At 68.4% G+C, this 17,492-nt stretch carries 13 protein-coding genes and 4 pseudogenes; 15 read left to right on the plus strand and 2 right to left on the minus strand.

Annotated features, from left to right (window positions below; genetic code table 11):
* Positions 1-116: 116 nt before the first annotated feature.
* The 12 genes and pseudogenes from ligD (H0I39_RS23680) (at position 117) to accD (ending at position 12,564) form a co-directional block, all read left to right on the plus strand.
* A complete protein-coding gene (ligD, locus tag H0I39_RS23680; RefSeq protein ID WP_308645722.1) occupies positions 117-1,892 on the plus strand; it encodes a non-homologous end-joining DNA ligase in 1,776 nt (591 codons plus the stop codon).
* The gene (gene ligD / locus H0I39_RS00485; RefSeq protein WP_308645723.1) at positions 1,807-2,664 is read left to right on the plus strand and encodes a non-homologous end-joining DNA ligase; all 858 of its coding nucleotides are present in this window, start codon (positions 1,807-1,809) and stop codon (positions 2,662-2,664) included. Before ligD (H0I39_RS23680) ends, ligD (H0I39_RS00485) begins: the two co-directional genes overlap by 86 nt.
* A gap of 93 nt (positions 2,665-2,757) precedes the next feature.
* Positions 2,758-3,459, plus strand: a complete 702-nt coding sequence (locus H0I39_RS00490; RefSeq protein ID WP_180549198.1) for a haloacid dehalogenase type II — start codon at positions 2,758-2,760, stop codon at positions 3,457-3,459.
* Positions 3,460-3,813: 354 nt separating this feature from the next.
* Positions 3,814-4,950: an aspartate-semialdehyde dehydrogenase gene (gene asd / locus H0I39_RS00495; RefSeq protein WP_180549199.1), complete on the plus strand. Its 1,137-nt coding sequence runs from the start codon at positions 3,814-3,816 to the stop codon at positions 4,948-4,950.
* Positions 4,951-5,251: 301 nt separating this feature from the next.
* A pseudogene (locus H0I39_RS24530) lies at positions 5,252-5,859 on the plus strand (type IV pilus assembly protein FimV).
* Positions 5,856-7,781, plus strand: a complete 1,926-nt coding sequence (locus H0I39_RS00500) for a type IV pilus assembly protein FimV (protein ID WP_308645724.1) — start codon at positions 5,856-5,858, stop codon at positions 7,779-7,781. The pseudogene H0I39_RS24530 and the gene H0I39_RS00500 overlap by 4 nt, the downstream one beginning before the upstream one ends.
* Positions 7,778-8,020 carry a FimV/HubP family polar landmark protein gene (locus tag H0I39_RS21245; RefSeq protein ID WP_257645531.1) on the plus strand — a complete coding sequence of 81 codons (243 nt, stop codon included), beginning with the start codon at positions 7,778-7,780 and terminating at the stop codon, positions 8,018-8,020. The genes H0I39_RS00500 and H0I39_RS21245 overlap by 4 nt, the downstream gene beginning before the upstream one ends.
* Positions 8,021-8,105: 85 nt before the next feature.
* Positions 8,106-8,887: pseudogene (truA, locus tag H0I39_RS00505) on the plus strand (tRNA pseudouridine(38-40) synthase TruA).
* Positions 8,884-9,582: pseudogene (locus H0I39_RS00510) on the plus strand (phosphoribosylanthranilate isomerase); the annotation flags it as partial. The pseudogenes truA and H0I39_RS00510, both read left to right, overlap by 4 nt.
* Before the next feature lie 8 nt (positions 9,583-9,590).
* A complete protein-coding gene (gene trpB, locus H0I39_RS00515) occupies positions 9,591-10,856 on the plus strand; it encodes a tryptophan synthase subunit beta (RefSeq protein ID WP_180549201.1) in 1,266 nt (421 codons plus the stop codon).
* A pseudogene (trpA, locus tag H0I39_RS00520) lies at positions 10,853-11,661 on the plus strand (tryptophan synthase subunit alpha). Before trpB ends, trpA begins: the two are co-directional and overlap by 4 nt.
* Before the next feature lie 27 nt (positions 11,662-11,688).
* Positions 11,689-12,564, plus strand: coding sequence for an acetyl-CoA carboxylase, carboxyltransferase subunit beta (accD, locus tag H0I39_RS00525; protein ID WP_180549202.1), 876 nt, complete (start codon positions 11,689-11,691; stop codon positions 12,562-12,564).
* A gap of 330 nt (positions 12,565-12,894) precedes the next feature.
* Here the strand turns inward: accD and H0I39_RS00530 are convergent, their stop codons facing one another.
* The gene (locus H0I39_RS00530) at positions 12,895-13,464 is read right to left on the minus strand and encodes a YggT family protein (protein ID WP_180549203.1); all 570 of its coding nucleotides are present in this window, start codon (positions 13,462-13,464) and stop codon (positions 12,895-12,897) included.
* Between the two features lie 136 nt (positions 13,465-13,600).
* On the opposite strand from H0I39_RS00530, the gene H0I39_RS00535 reads away from it, so the two are divergent.
* From H0I39_RS00535 to H0I39_RS21255, 3 genes are all read left to right on the plus strand, one after another.
* Positions 13,601-14,245, plus strand: a complete 645-nt coding sequence (locus H0I39_RS00535; RefSeq protein ID WP_180549204.1) for an LON peptidase substrate-binding domain-containing protein — start codon at positions 13,601-13,603, stop codon at positions 14,243-14,245.
* A gap of 174 nt (positions 14,246-14,419) precedes the next feature.
* Positions 14,420-15,181 (plus strand): NYN domain-containing protein, encoded by a 762-nt coding sequence (locus H0I39_RS21250; RefSeq protein WP_257645532.1) that lies wholly within the window; start codon positions 14,420-14,422, stop codon positions 15,179-15,181.
* Positions 15,169-15,546, plus strand: a complete 378-nt coding sequence (locus H0I39_RS21255) for an OST-HTH/LOTUS domain-containing protein (protein WP_308645725.1) — start codon at positions 15,169-15,171, stop codon at positions 15,544-15,546. The genes H0I39_RS21250 and H0I39_RS21255 overlap by 13 nt, the downstream gene beginning before the upstream one ends.
* 27 nt (positions 15,547-15,573) lie before the next feature.
* Here the strand turns inward: H0I39_RS21255 and H0I39_RS00545 are convergent, their stop codons facing one another.
* Positions 15,574-17,415 (minus strand): polysaccharide biosynthesis protein, encoded by a 1,842-nt coding sequence (locus H0I39_RS00545; protein ID WP_308645726.1) that lies wholly within the window; start codon positions 17,413-17,415, stop codon positions 15,574-15,576.
* Between the last annotated feature and the right edge of the window lie 77 nt (positions 17,416-17,492).

Raw genomic sequence — 17,492 nt, forward strand, 5'->3', positions numbered from 1 at the left:
GCGCCCGCCCAACAAGCGCCGGAAGCTACAAAATTAAAGCGCCTGCACCCAGCACCGCCCTCGCCCGCTACCACGCCAGGCGCGACTTCACCCGCACGCCCGAACCGGCCGGCACCGTGGGCCCGCCCACAAAGGGCGCGCTGCAGTACGTCATCCACAAGCACTGGGCCACGCGCCTGCATTACGACCTGCGGCTGGAGCTGGACGGCACCATGCACAGCTGGGCCGTGCCCAAGGGCCCGAGCCTGGACCCGCGCGACAAGCGGCTGGCGGTGCAGGTCGAAGACCACCCGGTCGACTACAACGACTTCGAGGGCCAGATTCCGGCCGGGCAGTACGGCGGCGGGCGCGTCATCATCTGGGACCGCGGCAGCTGGCAGCCCACCGGCGGCGTAGCCGCGGCGCGCGCCGGCCTGGCCAAGGGCGAGCTGAAGTTCCGCCTGCACGGCGCCAAGCTCACCGGCCTGTGGGCGCTGGTGCGCATGAAGCCGCGCGCCGGCGAACCGAAACCCGCCTGGCTGCTGATCAAGGACCGCGACGACGTGGCGCGTGCCGCCAGCGAGTTCGATGTGACCGAGGCGCTGCCCGATTCGGTCGGCCCGGCGCAGATCAAGGCCCGCCAGCCGCCCACCTCCCATTCCAAACCAAATCAGCCCCCAGCGCCCGCCAGTCAAGCGCAAGCAGCTATCGAAACGAAAGCATCGAAAGCCGTGCCGCTGCCCGCCACCACCGCCCCGCAGCTTGCAAGCCTGATGCGCGAGCCGCCCGCCGACGCCGCCGACTGGCTGTGGGAGCTGAAGTTCGACGGCTACCGCCTGCTGGCGCGCATCGACGGCGGCCGGGCGCGCCTGTTCACGCGCAATGGCCTCGACTGGACAGCGCGCATGCCCGAGCTGGCGCGCGCCCTGGCCGCCCTGCCCGTGCGCCAGGCCTGGCTGGATGGCGAAGTGGCGATGCCGGGCGACGACGGCCTGCCCGACTTCGGCGCGCTGCAGAACGCCTTCGACGGTGGCCGCAGCGCGGGCCTGGTGATGTACCTGTTCGACCTGCTGCACCTGGACGGCGCCGACCTGCGCGAGCAGCCGCTGACCGAACGCCGCGCCCGGCTCGAGGCGCTGCTGAAGCGCGCCAGGCGGCCCAAGACGTCGCCGCTGCGCCTGTCCGAGGCGTTTGACGAAGCGCCGCACAACCTGATCGCCAGCGCCTGCAGGCTGGGCATGGAGGGCATCATCGGCAAGCGGCGCGACGCGGCGTATCGGCCCGGCCGCAGCAGCGATTGGATCAAGCTGAAGTGCGGCCAGGGCGAGGAACTGGTGATCGCCGGCCACACCGAAGGCCAGGGCGCCCGCAGCGGCGAAGTCGGCGCGCTGGTGATGGCGGCGCACGACGCGGACGGAAAGCTGCGCTGGGCCGGCAACGTGGGCAGCGGCTTCGACACGCGCACGCTGGTGCGGCTGAAGGAAAAGTTGGCGCCCCTGAAAGTCAAGACCAGCCCGCTCGAAACCGGCCCCCAGCCGCCCGGCCGCGTGCACTGGGTGCGGCCCGAGCTGGTGGCGCAGATCAGCCATGCCGGCTTCACACACGCGCGCCGCCTGCGCCACGGCGTGTTCCGCGGCCTGCGCGAAGACAAGCTCGCGGCGGATGTGGTCTTCGAGCAGGATTCATTGAAAAATCGGCCTCAGCGCCCGCCACACAAGCGCCAGCAGCTATTAAAACAGGATCAAAAGCCGCTGCCACACCAACCTTCAAGGGGCGCGGCGGCGGCGCCCTGTCGTCGGCGGGCAGGCCATCTCCAGCCCCGACCGCGTGGTCGATGCCAGCACCGGCACCACCAAGCTCGACATCGCCCGCTACTACGCCACCGTCGCCCCGCTGCTGCTGCCGCACCTTGACCAGCGCCCCGTCGCCTTGGTGCGCGCGCCGGATGGCATCGCGGGCGCGCTGTTCTTCCAGAAGCACCTGGAGCGCATCACCCTGCCCGGCGTGATTCAGCTCGACCCCGCGCTCGACCCCGGCCACGCCAGCCTGCTCGAGATCGACAGCCTGCCCGGCCTGATGGGCGCGGTGCAGATGAACACGCTGGAGCTGCACACCTGGAACGCCCGGCACGACCGCATCGAGCGCCCCGACCGCTTCGTCATCGACCTCGACCCCGGCGACGGCGTGCCGTGGGACAAGGTGCAGGAGGCCGCCCTGCTCACCCGCACCCTGCTGACCGAACTGGGCTTCACCCCGTTCTTGAAGACCAGCGGCGGCAAGGGCCTGCACGTCGTCACACCCATCAAGCGGCTGCACGACTGGGACACGGTGAAGGGCTTTACCAAGCAGCTCACCGAGCATCTCGCGCGCCTGATGCCCGACCGCTTCAGCGCGCTCAGCGGGCCGAAGAACCGCGTCGGCAAGATCTACCCCGACTACCTGCGCAACGGGCGCGGGGCGACGACGGTGGCCGCGTGGTCGGCCAGGGCGCGCGCGGGGATCGGCGTGTCGGTGCCCATCGGATGGGATGAACTGGCCGCAGTGACCGGCGGGGCGCATTGGCATCTTGGCAACGTCGAAGAGCGGTTGCGCGTGGGCGCGGGGCCTTGGGCGGGGTATGACAAGGCGGCCGTGTCCATCGGCGGGCCGGCGAAGCAACTGGGCGCGGTGCGCCCCCGCGTGTGACGCAGGTGATCGCCCGCGCGCCCGACGGCTGCGCTATAACCCCTTGACACGGCGCCCAGCCGTTGGCCAATGACGTGTGTGGAAAGCCAAGCCATGACCACCCTCACCCCCAAAATCCTCGCCTTCGACGTCTTCGGCACCGTGGTCGACTGGCACGGCAGCATCGTGGCCGAAATGGCGCGGCTGTACCCGCAGGTCGATGGCAACGCCTTCGCGCTGGCCTGGCGCGAGGGCTACCGGCCGGCGATGGCGCGCGTGATGTCGGGCGAACTGGGCTGGACGCGGATCGACGAACTGCATCGCATGATCCTCGACGACATCCTGCCGCGCTTCGGCCTGCAGGCCATGCCAGAGGCCGAGCGCCGCCTGCTCAACCGTGTCTGGCATCGGCTCAACGCCTGGCCCGACGTGGTGCCGGGCCTCATGCGGCTGAAGCAGCGGCACGTGATCTGCACGCTGTCGAACGGCAACATCGGCCTGCTCACCCACATGGCCAGGCACGCCCAGCTGCCCTGGGATTGCGTGCTCTCGGCCGAGGTGTTCCAGGCGTACAAGCCCGACCCGCGGGTGTACCGGGGCGTGGCCGAGGTGTTCTACGTGGCGCCGGCCGAGGTGATGATGGTGGCCGCGCACCAGGACGACCTGGCCGCCGCGCGCGCCTGCGGGCTGCTGACGGCCTACATCGAGCGGCCGCTGGAGTTCGGCGCCGGGCAGCCCAAGGACGTGTCGCCCGAGCCCGCCAACACGCTGCATGCGCGCGACTTCCTCGACCTGGCGGATCAGTTGGGCGCCTGAACTTCTTTTTGATAGCTGCTCGCGCTTGGTGGGCGGGCGCTTAGGGCTGATTTGGCTTAATTTACTGAAGATCAGGGCGCGGGCGTCGCATCCGCACATCAGCACGCCCGCGCGCAACCCCTGCACGGCGTGTGGCACGGGGTGACTGGGTTAGAATCGCCCCCATGAACACGCCTGATCGCTTCGATTCCGCTGCCGCCGCTTCCGGCCAGCGCGCGTGCGTGCGCATCTCCCCCATTACCACGACCACCCAAAAGGGCTGACCAGCCCCGGTTCGTCGTGCGCGCCGCCTCCGGGCCAGACGAGCCCGGCAGGCCAGACAGTTCTTATATTGTTTGAAAGGCGCGAAGCAAAATGAAAGTCGGTAACGTTGTAGGCCTCGTCGGCTGGCGCGGCATGGTCGGCTCGGTCCTGATGGACCGCATGCAGGCCGAGGGTGATTTCGACCTGATCGAGCCCATTTTCTTCTCCACCAGCAACGCCGGCGGCGCCGCCCCGGCGATGGCCAAGAACGAGAAGAAGCTCAAGGACGCGACCGACATCGACGCGCTGAAGGCCTGCGACATCATCATCACCTGCCAGGGCGGCGACTACACCAACGAGGCGTTCCCCAAGCTGCGCGCCGCCGGCTGGAAAGGCCACTGGATCGACGCCGCCAGCGCCCTGCGCATGCAGGACGACGCGGTCATCATCCTCGACCCGGTGAACATGCCGGTGATCCAGAACGCGCTGGCCAAGGGCGGCAACAACTGGGTGGGCGGCAATTGCACCGTCAGCTGCATGCTGATGGGCGTCGGCGCGCTGTTCAAGGCCGGGCTGGTCGAGTGGATGAGCACGCAAACGTACCAAGCGGCCAGCGGCGGCGGCGCGCAGCATATGCGCGAGCTGCTGGCCCAGTTCGGCACGCTGAACCACGAGGTCAAGGCCCTGCTGGCCGACCCGACCAGCGCCATCCTGGAGATCGACCGCAAGGTGATCGCCAAGCAGCGCGGCCTGGAAGACGCCGAGAAGGCCAACTTTGGCGTGCCGCTGGGCGGCTCGCTGATTCCCTGGATCGACAAGGACCTGGGCAACGGCGTGAGCCGCGAAGAATGGAAGGGCATGGCCGAAACCAACAAGATCATGGGCTGGGGCGAAGGCTTCGGCACGCCCGCCGTGCCGGTGGACGGCTACTGCGTGCGCATCGGCGCCATGCGCTGCCACAGCCAGGCGCTGACCTTCAAGCTGAAGAAGGACGTGCCGGTGGCCGACATCGAGGCCATGATCGCCGCCGACAACGAGTGGGTGAAGGTGGTGCCCAACAACCGCGAGGACACCATGCGCGACCTGACCCCGGTGGCCGTCACCGGCACGCTGACCATTCCCGTGGGCCGCATCCGCAAGATGGCCATGGGCCCGGAATACGTGGGCGCCTTCACCATCGGCGACCAGTTGCTGTGGGGCGCTGCCGAGCCGCTGCGCCGCATGCTGCGCATCCTGCTGGCGGCCTGAAGCCTCATAGAAAACGATAGCGGGCGCCGCTGCAACGGCGCCGCCCGTTGTCGCAAGACAACATGGCCGTCCGAGATTCGAGCCTGTGTGAACTTGTGAAGATGGTTAACCAGTGTCTCAGCTTGTCAGCCTAATACGTTGATGTTAATGTCGATTTTCATATTCGTTCCGGCGAGGCTTGGCCTGCCCAACACCAGACATGCAGAATAAAACCGCACAGGCTCCGCAGGGGTCGATCAATATGAAAATGGCCAAGCAGCCTTGGAAGAGGGGTGTGCTGGCATCGGCCGTGGCGTTGACGATGTTCGGCGTCAGCCTGGATGCGCAGGCGCTGGCCCTGGGCGCCATCACCGTGCGCTCTGCCCTGGGCGAGCCGCTGCGCGCCGAGATTGAGGTGCCGCAAATTTCGTCCGAGGAAGCCGCCACCTTCCAGGCAGCCGTGGCCTCCCCCAAGCCTTCCGTTCCGCCGGCGTCGATTATTCGCCTGCGCTCAGCGGCGCCCGCGTCACGCTGCACCGCCGTGCCAACGGCCAGGCCTATCTGCGCGTGGTTGGCGACCGCCCGGTGAACGAGCCTTTCCTGGGCATCGTGATCGACGCCAACTGGGCCAATGGCCGCGTGGTGCGCGACTACACCATGCTGGTCGATCCCCGGGCCGCGCGGCGCCCGCCGGTCGTGGTCACCCAGCCGCAGACCGCATCGCCAGCACCGATGGCGCCGGCAGCGCCCGCGCCCGTGGCACCGCCTCCCGTGGTGCCGGCCACCGTGGCGGAACAGACAACGCCCGCCACCGCAGATGCCGCGACGCGCGCACGCAGCGCGCGCATGGCCGAGGCGCGCCGCAAGGCCGCTGCCCCCGCTGCGGCGCCCGCGCCCGCCCCGCCGCCAGCGGCGGCGGTGACCAGGTGAGGGTGCAGCGCGGCGACACCGCCTATGCCCTGGCGTCGGCCCACCGTGTCGAAGGTGTGTCGCTCGACCAGATGCTGGTGGCCATGCTGCGCGCCAACCCGAACGCATTCATCCGCGGCAACTTCAACCTGATGAAGGCGGGCGCCGTGATCAACATGCCGACGGCCGAGCAGGCCGCGGCAACGTCGCGTCAGGCCGCGCGCCGCACCGTGGTGGCCCAGAGCCGGGATTTCAACGCCTACCGCCGCGGCGTGGCCCAGCGTGCCGGCGGCACGCGCGTGGCCGCCGCCACGCGCAGCGCATCGGGCGGCGTGCAGGCGCAAGTGCGCGACACGCGCGCCGCCGCCCCGGCACAGGATCGCCTCACGCTGTCGCGCGGCGGCTCGCCGTCCGGCAGCGAAGCCACGGTGGCCCAGTCCCGCCAGGCGCAGGAGCAGGCCGAGCGCGTGGCCGAACTGAACAAGAACATCAGCGAACTCTCGCGCCTGCAGGCAGCCTCGGGCAGCCCGGCCGCCGCGCCGGCGGCCACACCGGCCAGCAGCGCCGTTCCTGCCATCAACGTGCCGACAGGCGCACCCGCTGCCGCACCAGCCGCAGCCGCATCTGCCCCGGCGGCCCCGCCGGCTGCTGCGCCAGCGCCGGCACCCACGGCCGCCACCGTCACCGCGCCGGCCTCTGCCGCCTCGGCCGCCGCTGATGCGGCCTCCAGTGCTGTCGCCGCGGCGGCCAGCGCCGCGTCTGCCGCAGCATCGGCCACCGAAACGGCCGTGGTCAGCGCAGCCTCGGCCGCCAGTGCGGCAGCCGACGCCGCTTCTGCCGCCACCGCTGCGGCCAGCGCGGCACCGGCACCCCAGCGGCCGCGCGTGGCACCGCCGCCACCGATGCCGGTGCAGGAGCCTTCCTTCCTCGACACGCTGACGGAAAATCCGCTGCTGCCAATTGCCGGCGCCGGCCTGCTGGCCCTGTTGGCTGGCTATGGCGTGTACCGCTCGCGCCAGCGCAAGAAAGATGCCGCCCCGCTGGACAGCTCCTTCATCGAAAGCCGCCTGCAACCCGATTCCTTCTTCGGCGCCAGCGGCGGCCAGCGGGTGAACACCAAGGATGGTGGCAGTTCCGTCAGCGGCAACTCGTCCATGGCCTACTCGCCCAGCCAGCTGGATGCGGCTGGCGACGTGGACCCCGTGGCAGAAGCCGACGTGTACCTGGCCTATGGCCGCGACATGCAGGCCGAGGAAATCCTCAAGGAAGCCCTGCGCACCCACCCCGGCCGCATTTCGATCCACCGCAAGCTGGCCGAGATCTACGCCAAGCGCCGCGATGCCCGCGCCTTCGAAGCCATCGCCACCGAAGCCTACGCCATCACCCAGGGCCAGGGTCCCGACTGGCAGGCCATCACCAGCCTGGGCAGCGAGCTGGAGCCCGCCAACCCGCTGTACCAGCCCGGCGGCGCCCCGTCGATCAAACCGGTGCCCATGGCCGCACGCCCCAGCTTCGGTGCCGACACGGAGCCGCAGACTGCGCAGGTGCTCGAAGCCAAGGGGCCCGACAGCAGTGGCCTTCCGCTGGATCTCGACCTCGATCTGGACGATGCGCCCGTGCGTGCGGCCACCACCGCGCCCTCGCCCTTGCCGCCTGCTGCACCTTCGATAGCACCTGCCGCAGTGGCTGCAGGGGTGACAGCAGCCGCAGCCGGCGCTGCTGCGGCGGCCCGCGCGCCGGTTCCCCCACCGCCAGCACCGGCGCCAGCGCCTGTGGCCGACGCCCATGCACCGCTGGATTTCGACCTGGATCTCGACTTCTCGCCGCCTTCGGAGCTGGGCACCACGCGTCCGCCCGTGGCACCGGCTGAGCCTGCACGCCCGGTTGCCGCCGCTCCCGTCGTGCCGCCCCTGCCCCCGCGGTCGAGCGCAACTCCGGCATGATCGACTTCGACATGGACGCCCTGTCGCTCGATCCCGATTCGCGCTCTGGTGGCGAGCTGAAAACCGAGCAGCCAGAAGATGCGGACGAGGATCCCCTGGGCACCAAGCTGTCGCTGGCACAGGAGTTCCACGCCATCGGCGACACCGAGGGCGCGCGTGCCCTGGTGAAGGAGGTGATTGCCGAGTCCTCCGGCGCCATGCGCGTCCGTGCCGAGCGCTTCCTGGCGGAACTCCACTGATTTTCTGCCCTGTCACCTGGTCACGCGGCGCCCACTCGGGCGCCGCGTTGTTTTGTCCTGCGCCTGCAGCCACAATGACGCCATCGTGAGAATTGCGCTCGGCATCAGTTACCTCGGCACCGCCTACCAGGGCTGGCAAAGTCAGCCGTCCGGCCAGACCGTGCAGGACCGCCTGGAATCGGCACTGGGCCAGTTCGCCACCGTGCCGATCGCCACCCTGTGCGCCGGCCGCACCGACGCCGGCGTGCATGGTCTGATGCAGGTGGTGCATTTCGACACCGACCTGGTGCGCGAGCCGTTCTCCTGGGTGCGCGGCACCAACCGCTTCCTGCCGCCCGACATTGCCGTGCAATGGGCGCAGCCGGCGCCCGATGCGTTTCATGCCCGCGCCAGCGCCCTCGCCCGCCGCTACACCTACGTGCTGCTTGAGTCGCCCGTGCGCCCCAGCGTCGATGCCGGGCGCGTGGGCTGGACGTTTCGCCCGCTCGACGGCGACGCCCTGCGCCAGGGCGCCAAGCACCTGATCGGCGAGCACGATTTCACGTCCTTCCGCGCCTCGGCCTGCCAGGCGCTTTCGCCCGTCAAGCACCTCACGCGCATCGACATCAGCCGCCGTGGCGCCTACTGGCGCTTCGATTTCGAGGCCAGCGCCTTCCTGCACCACATGATCCGCAACATCATGGGCTGCCTGCTGCAGATCGGCCAGGGCCTGCAGCCGCCCGGCTGGATGCGCGAAGTGCTGGCCGCGCGCGACCGCGACGCCGCCGCGCCCACCTTCGCGCCGGACGGCCTGTACTTCCTCGGCCCGCGCTACGGGCCGGAATGGGATTGCCGGAGCGCACCGCGGCCTATGATTGGCTGCCATGAGCCCAAGCACCCACCGCACCCGCATCAAGATCTGCGGTCTGACCCGCGAAGCCGACGTGGACGCCGCGGTGGCCGCGGGCGCCGATGCCATCGGCTTCGTGCTCTACCCGAAAAGCCCGCGCTTCGTCGCGCCCGAACGCGCTGCCGAACTGGCGCGGCGCCTGCCTCCGTTCGTCACCCCGGTGCTGCTATTCGTCAACGAGAATGCTACCAATATAGAAGCTGCCTGCGCCCATGTGGCGGGCGCTACAATGCAATTTCATGGTGATGAATCAGCCGCCGACTGTGTGGCTGTCGCACGTACCACCGGCCGCCCGTTCATGCGTGCCGCGCGCATTCCCGCACCGCCCGCCGCGATGCCCGACTTGGTAAACTTCACCCACACATTCAGCGCCGCACAAGCCATCCTGCTCGACGCCCACGTCGACGGCTACGGCGGCGGCGGAAAGACATTCGATTGGACAAGCCTTCCACCAAACGTACCCGCTCACCTCGTCTTGTCTGGTGGGCTCACACCTGCAAACGTGAGCGATGGAATCGCCGCGCTGCGCGGGCGGGGTTATTCGCTCGCGGTTGACGTTTCCTCCGGCGTCGAGTGCCAGGCCGAAGACGGCAAGCTCCTGAAGGGCATCAAGGACGCCGGCAAGATTCACCAGTTCGTCGCCGCCGTGCGCGCGGCGGACGCTCAAGTTTTGACAGCCCCATGATCGATTACCAGCAGCCCGACGCGAGCGGGCATTTCGGCCGCTACGGCGGCAGCTTCGTCAGCGAGACGCTGACCTACGCCATCAACGAGCTGAAGGACGCCTACGCGAAGTACCAGCATGACGCGGACTTCCTGGCCGAATTCAAGTACGAGCTGGCGCATTACGTCGGCCGCCCCTCGCCCGTCTACCACGCCGCGCGCACCAGCCGCGAGCTGGGCGGGGCGCAGATCTATCTGAAGCGCGAAGACCTCAACCACACCGGCGCGCACAAGATCAACAACGTGATCGGCCAGGCCATGCTCGCCAAGCGCATGGGCAAGCCGCGCATCATCGCCGAGACCGGCGCCGGCCAGCACGGCGTGGCCACGGCCACCATCTGCGCACGCTACGGGCTGGAATGCGTGGTCTACATGGGCGCCGAGGACGTGAAACGCCAGTCGCCCAACGTCTACCGCATGAAGCTGCTGGGCGCCACCGTGATCCCGGTCGAATCCGGCAGCAAGACGCTGAAGGACGCGCTGAACGAAGCCATGCGCGACTGGGTGGCCAACGTGGACAACACCTTCTACATCATCGGCACCGTGGCCGGCCCGCACCCCTACCCGATGATGGTGCGCGACTTCCAGAGCGTGATCGGCACCGAATGCCTGACGCAGATGCCCGAGATGCTGGCCGCGCAAGGCATTGCCGCCACGCAGCCGGATGCCGTCATCGCCTGCGTGGGCGGTGGCAGCAACGCCATGGGTATCTTCCACCCCTACATCCCGTATGCCGACACGCGCCTGATCGGCGTCGAGGCCGCCGGTGAGGGCCTCGACAGCGGCAAGCATTCCGCCAGCCTGCAACGCGGCAGCAGCGGCGTGCTGCACGGCAACCGCACCTACATCCTGCAGGACGACAACGGTCAGATCACCGAAACGCATTCGATCAGCGCCGGCCTGGACTACCCCGGCGTCGGCCCCGAGCACGCCTGGCTCAAGGACATCGGCCGCGCCGAGTACGTGGGCGCCACCGACGCCGAGGCGCTGGCCGCCTTCCACCATCTGTGCCGGGCCGAAGGCATCATCCCGGCGCTCGAATCGAGCCATGCCATGGCCTATGCCATGAAGCTGGCGCCAACCATGCATCAAGACCAGTCGATCCTGGTCTGCCTCTCGGGCCGTGGCGACAAGGACATCGGCACCGTGGCCGACCTGGATGGCGTCGATTTCTACGACCGCCCGTCGATGCGCGGCCACGTGGTGAAAGGGGCCAAAGCATGAACCGCATCACCGCCACCTTCGCCGCCCTGGCCGAGCAAAAGCGCAAGGCGCTGATCCCCTACGTCACCGCCGGCTTTCCCTACGCCGACATCACGCCCGCGCTGATGCACGGCATGGTCACCGCTGGCGCCGATGTGATCGAACTCGGCGTGCCGTTTTCCGACCCCAGCGCTGATGGCGCCGTGATCCAGAAAGCGGGCGACCGCGCGCTGGCGCTGGGCATCGGCCTGGCGCAGGTGCTGGGGTATGTGAAGACCTTCCGCGAGAAGGACCCCAAGACGCCCGTGGTGCTGATGGGTTACGCCAACCCGGTGGAGCGCTACGACCAGAAGCACGGTGACGACGCCTTCATCCGCGATGCCGCCGCGGCCGGCGTGGATGGCCTGTTGATCGTCGACTACCCGCCCGAGGAATGCACCGACTTTGCCGCCAGGCTGCGTGCGCACGGCATGGACCTGATCTTTTGCTGGCGCCCACCAGTACCGAGCAGCGCATGCAGCAGGTGGCCGCGGTCGCCAGCGGCTACGTGTATTACGTGTCGCTCAAGGGCGTCACCGGCTCGGGGGCGCTCAACACGGCCGAGGTCGAGGCCATGCTGCCGCGCATCCGCCAGCATGTGCACATCCCCGTGGGCGTGGGCTTCGGCATCCGCGATGCCGAAACCGCCCGGGCCATCGGCAAGGTGGCCGATGCCGTGGTCATCGGCAGCCGCCTGATCCAGGTGATCGAAGTGCAGCCGCACGAACGCGTGGTCGCTGCCGCGATGGACTTCCTGCGCCCGGTGCGCGCGGCGCTGGATGCATAATCGCCGCTATCACTCAAGGAGCATTACATGAGCAGCTGGCTTGAAAAACTCCTGCCACCCAAGATTCAGAAATCCGAAGCCTCCGAGCGCCGGCAGATGCCGGAGGGGCTGTGGATCAAGTGCCCCGACTGCGACGCGGTGCTGTACAAGACCGATCTGGACCAGAACCAGAACGTCTGCCCCCAGTGCGGCTACCACCACCGCATCGGTGCGCGCGAGCGGCTGAACGTGTTCCTCGACGCCGAGGGCCGCTACGAGATCGGGCAGGAGGTGCTGCCCGTCGACGCCCTGAAGTTCAAGGACAGTCGAAAGTACCCCGAGCGCCTGAAGGAAGCGCTGGAGAACTCCGGCGAGACCGATGCCCTGGTGGTGATGGGCGGCGCCGTGCACTCCATCAGCGTGGTGGCGGCGGCGTTCGAGTTCGACTTCATGGGCGGCAGCATGGGCAGCGTGGTGGGCGAGCGCTTCGTGCGCGGTGTCGAGACCGCCATCGAGCAGAAAGTGCCCTTCATCTGCTTCACCGCCACCGGCGGCGCGCGCATGCAGGAAGGGCTGCTGAGCCTGATGCAGATGGCCAAGACCAACGCCTCCCTCACCCGCCTGGCCAAGAAGGGCCTGCCCTACATCAGCGTGCTGACCGACCCGACCATGGGCGGCGTATCGGCCGGCTTCGCCTTCGTCGGCGACGTGGTGATCGCCGAGCCCAAAGCGCTGATCGGCTTTGCCGGCCCACGCGTGATCGAGAACACGGTGCGCGTGAAGCTGCCCGACGGCTTTCAGCGCGCCGAGTTCCTGCAGACCAAGGGCGCGGTCGACTTCATCTGCGACCGGCGCGAACTGCGCGAGAAGATCGCCAAGGTGCTGGCCATGCTGCAGCGCCAGCCGGCGGATGCGGTGCAGTGAAGCCCATCAACAGTAGCGATTGACTCGATAAAGTCAGCTGCTCGCGCCCGCCCCGCAAGGATTTCAGTCCATTTCCTCTTGAATTCGGCTTCCATCCTGAGCAGGCAGCTATCATTTTTGCTTGATTATCAAGAAATTTCAGATCACGCGCGGACCGCATCCGCGGTGTGGCAGCGGGCTTGCCCGCGATGCGGCGCCTCGTCGCCACGAACGCTTGATCGCGGGCAAGCCCGCTCCCACAATGCTGTCTGAGACTTGTTGCTCATCAAGCATTTTTTGCCTGTCCACCCCACGCGGCGGGCGCCCTGACCGCGCTTCGGCGCGTGTGCCTCAAGCCCCGTTGGGCAGCACGCCCGCGCCAAACAGGCCGCCCTGCAGCGAGCCCAGCACGATGCCGAGCACCTGCAGGCCGATGATCAGCACCAGCGGCGACAGGTCGACCCCGCCCACCAGCGGCAGCAGCTTGCGGATCGGCGCCAGCAGCGGCGCGCTGAGCCGCTCGAACACGTCGTAGACCGGCGTGCGGTTGCCCGTCCACGACAGCACAGCGGCCACGATGATCACCGCCGTGGCCACCGACACCGCCAGCTTAGCCACGCCCAGCAAGGCCAGCAGCGGCAGCACGCTCCAGCGCGCCAGGCCCAGCAGGCCCATCAGCGCCGCGTACTGCACGAGCTTCAGCAGCCAGGCCGCCAGCAGACTGGCCACGTCCAGTTGCGCACCCTGCCCCACGATGCGCTGCAGCGGCAGCACCAGCCAGTCCGACAACGCCTGCACGAAGCGCCCCACGGGATTGTCCATCGACATGCGGCGCCAGCGCATGTAAAGCCGCAGCAGGCAGGCGCCGCCGATCAGCGTGACGGCGACTTCGATCAGGAAGGTGAGAACTTGATAAAGCATGCCCAGGCAAAGCGGAACTTGTTCACGCCCCCAGCGGCGCAAGCAATTCCAAAGTGTTCATGCGTGCGATGATAGCGAGCACTGGTGTTCACATTCGCCGCGGTTGCGACGGGCGTGCTGTTGGATGGCCCGGACGATGACCGAAGAACTGCTGACCCTCACCTCCCTGCCCCTGTTCCCGCTCGGCACCGTGCTGTTTCCGGGCGGCGTGCTGCCGCTGCGGGTGTTCGAGGTGCGCTATCTCGACATGATCGGCAAGTGCCACCGCGCCGGCGCCCCGTTCGGCGTCGTCGCGCTGACGCAGGGCCACGAGGTGCGCGCCGCCGGTGCACCGCCCGAGCAACTGGCCACCATCGGCACGCTGGCGCACATCACCACGCTGGAGCAACCGCAGGCCGGCCTGCTGCTGGTGCAATGCCGCGGCGAGCAGCGCTTTCGCATCGATCGGCCCAGCCAGCTCAAGCATGGCCTGTGGGTGGCCGACGTGAGCCTGCTGCCACCCGACCGCGCGCTGGCCGTGCCCGACGATCTGCAGCACGTGGCGCGCGCGCTGCGGCAGGTGTATGCCGGCCTGCGCGTGCAGTCGCCCGGCGCACCGCTGCCCGCCGTGGGCAGCGAGCAATACGACGACTGCGCCTGGGTGTCGAACCGCTGGTGCGAACTGCTGCCGCTGCCCGCCGCCACGCGACAGCAGCTGATGAGCCTGGACAACCCGCTGCTGCGGCTGGAACTGGTGGCCGACCTGCTGGGCAAGACGGGGATCGGCGCACCGAACAGTTGACGACGCTCGCCAACAGTAATAACGATAGCTGCCTGCGCCGAATCCAAGCTGGTCTGAGCGCGATTCAACTCGGAATCTGCGCTCGCAAACAGTCCTTCTTGACTATCAAGAAGTCTCAGACCGTGTTGTAGGAGCGGGCTTGCCCGCGATGAGGCGCCTCGTCCCCACCAACGCTTGATCGCGGGCAAGCCCGCTCCCACACAGCGGATGAGTTCAGCGCGTCATCTGAGACTTCTTGATAATCAAGCAGTCCTTACACATCGCATATCGGCAGCCCGATCCACGCGACCAGCCATGACGATCGAAAACATGAAGCAGGAAAAACTGGCGGTGTTGATCGACGCAGACAACACGTCGTCATCCGTCGCCCAGGGCTTGTTCGAGGAAATCGCCAAGTACGGCGTCGCCAGCGTCAAGCGCATTTATGGGGACTGGAGCAGCAACACCCTCAGCGGCTGGCGCGCCATCCTGCTCAAGCACGCCCTCACGCCCGTGCAGCAGTTTGCCTACACCAAGGGCAAGGATGCGACGGACATGGGCTTGATCATCGACGCGATGGATCTGCTGTACAGCGGCAACTTCAGCGGCTTCTGCCTCGTGTCGAGCGACAGTGATTTCACGCCGCTGGCTTCGCGCATCCGCGCTTCCGGCCTGGTGGTCTATGGCTTCGGCCGGGAGAAGACCCCGAAGCATTCCGGCAAGCCTGCGACCGATTCTTCTATGTCGAGAACCTGGGAGAAGTGGAAAAAGCGGAACGACAAGCGAGTGCCCCGACACCAACCGCCTCGGTATCCGGCAATAACGGGACAGCGCGACCGACCCCCGCCACGCCCGCCGTGGCCAGACAGATGGATGCTGGAACGCGCGCGTTGCTCTACAAGGCCATCAAGGATTCGACCGACGAAGCCACTGGCTGGGCCTTCGTGGGCAAAATAGGCAGCTACATCAATCAGACGCACCCGGACTTCGACTCGCGCAGCTACGGCTACGCCAAATTGTCGGGCATGCTGCGCGATCTTCGCGGGCTGCAGTTCCGCACGGATGAAGCCAGCCGCATGTTCTGCCGCAAGATTCCGTTTCTCGAACTCGTCAAGCTGCTGGATGAATCCTTCAACAAGTTCAAGAGCGCCAAAGGCTGGGCCCATATCGAGGCCGTGGGCAAATACGTGAAGCCGCGCTGGAACTGGCAGGAGTGGGGATTCGAGTCCTTCCCCGAGTTGCTGGCCAAGGTGGATCACGTCGAGCTTGCAGACGACAGCATGCGCATGAGGCCTGCGACGGAGAAAAGCCAAGCGGTTTGAAGTCGTTGCTCTCAAGCAACGGCCCATTCAGAACCGCACCGGCTGCGCCCGGTATTCCGGCACGCGCTGGTGCAGCCAGTCGCGGATGGCCGCCGCCTCGGGCGCGGCACCGGCAGCGGCCAGCCACGATTCCGTTGCCCGCACCACATCGCCACCTGCCGCCGCCACCTTGGCCACGCGCAGCTTGGGGTGCGGCGTGGGTTCGGTGGTTTCGTCGTCGGCCAGCAGTTCCTCGTACAGCTTCTCGCCCGGGCGCAGGCCGGTGAAGGCGATGGGCACCTCGGCCTCGCTCTTGCCCGACAGGCGGATCAGCAGACGCGCCAGGTCGACGATCTTCACCGGCTCGCCCATGTCGAGCACGAAGATCTGGCCCGACTGCCCCATCAGCCCGGCCTGCAGCACCAGCTGCGCGGCCTCGGGGATGGTCATGAAGTAGCGCACGATATCGGGGTGTGTCACCGTCACCGGGCCGCCCAGCTCGATCTGCGCCGTGAACAGCGGCACCACCGAGCCGCTGGAGCCCAGCACGTTGCCGAAGCGCACCGACACGTACTGTGTGCCCGCGAATTCGGCCGCCACCGCCTGCACCACCTGCTCGGCCAGGCGCTTGGTGGCGCCCATCACGTTGGTCGGGTTCACGGCCTTGTCGGTCGACACGAGCACGAAGCGCGCCGCCCCCACCTCGCCCGCCACGCGCGCGGCGTGCAGCGTGCCCAGCACGTTGGTGCGCAGCGCCTCGATCTCGTTGTGCGCCTCCATCAGCGGCACGTGCTTGTAGGCGGCGGCGTGCAGCACCACGCTGGGGCGGTGTTCGAGCGCGATGGCACGCAGGCGCTCCGCCTCGCGCACGTTGGCGGTATAGTACACGCCTTCCATGGCAGGGAAGGCTTGGCGCAGTTCCTGCTCCAGCCGGTAGGTGGCGTATTCCGACACGTCCACGCACACCAGCCGCGCCGCGCCCAGCCGCGCCACCTGCCGACACAGCTCGGCGCCGATGGAGCCGCCCGCGCCCGTGACCAGCACCGTGGCGCCGCTGATCAGGCCGGCCAGGCCGGCGGCATCCAGCTGCACCGGCGTGCGGCCCAGCAAATCCTCCAGCCGCACCTGGCGCAACCGGGCCGCCGCGCCGGGGCGCAGCAGTTCGTCAGCGGTGGGCAGCGTCAGCAGGTTCAGCCCGCTGCCCGACCAGCGCATCAGCACCTCGCGCCGCGTCGGCTCGCCCGGCGCGCTGGCCAGCAGCACGGTGGCCGTCTGCTGCGCGCGCGCCAGTTCATCCAGTGCGCCCACGCTGCCCAGCACGCGCACGCCCTGCACGGTGCGGCCGGCATCCTGCGCGCGCGGCGAGGCGATGCCCACCACGTGCCAGCCTTCCACGCCTTTCAGCGTGCGCAGCGCCTGGTCGGCTTCGTCGATGGTGCCGACGATCAGCAGCGGCTGCTGTGCCGCATCGGTGCGCGCGTGGGCCTGGGTGTATTCCGCCAGCGTGCGCCAGGCCGCACGCGCCCCGGCCAGCAGCAGCAGCGTGAGCAGCGCGCTGATCAGGAACACCGAGCGCGGAAAGCCGCCGATGCGCCAGCCCAGCACCGCCGCCGTGACCAGCAGCGCGCCCAGCGCCACGCCGGCGGCCAGATGTCGCAGATCGGCCAGGCTGACGTAGCGCCACGACTGGCGAGGAACGCGCAGCAGCAGCAGGCCCGCGGCCATGCAAGCCAGCGCCACGGGCGTGGTGCGCAGTGCCTGGTCAAAGTACGGCTGCGGCAGGCTCAGGTTGAAGCGCAACCAGAACGCCGCCCACCAGGCCAGCACGATCAGCGGCCCGTCGAACAGCCAGCTCTTGCTGCGCAGGCTGCGCCCCAGATCGTTCAGCACGGCTGCTCCGCGTCGCCCCGGATCGCGCCGATGGCCTTGCTGCCCCACAACCCCACGGCTTGACAGTCGGCGCTGTT

The sequence above is a fragment of the Ottowia beijingensis genome (assembly GCF_013423955.1).
GTDB classification, from domain to species: Bacteria; Pseudomonadota; Gammaproteobacteria; order Burkholderiales; family Burkholderiaceae_C; genus Ottowia; species Ottowia beijingensis.

Bases quoted from the DNA above. Each gene is read 5' to 3' on its own strand.
- trpB (WP_180549201.1), top strand. From the start codon at position 9,591: ATGATCGATTACCAGCAGCCCGACGCGAGCGGGCATTTCGGCCGCTAC.
- H0I39_RS00490 (WP_180549198.1), top strand. From the start codon at position 2,758: ATGACCACCCTCACCCCCAAAATCCTCGCCTTCGACGTCTTCGGCACC.
- H0I39_RS00535 (WP_180549204.1), top strand. From the start codon at position 13,601: ATGACCGAAGAACTGCTGACCCTCACCTCCCTGCCCCTGTTCCCGCTC.
- H0I39_RS21245 (WP_257645531.1), top strand. From the start codon at position 7,778: ATGATCGACTTCGACATGGACGCCCTGTCGCTCGATCCCGATTCGCGC.
- asd (WP_180549199.1), top strand. From the start codon at position 3,814: ATGAAAGTCGGTAACGTTGTAGGCCTCGTCGGCTGGCGCGGCATGGTC.
- H0I39_RS00530 (WP_180549203.1), bottom strand. From the start codon at position 13,464: ATGCTTTATCAAGTTCTCACCTTCCTGATCGAAGTCGCCGTCACGCTG.
- accD (WP_180549202.1), top strand. From the start codon at position 11,689: ATGAGCAGCTGGCTTGAAAAACTCCTGCCACCCAAGATTCAGAAATCC.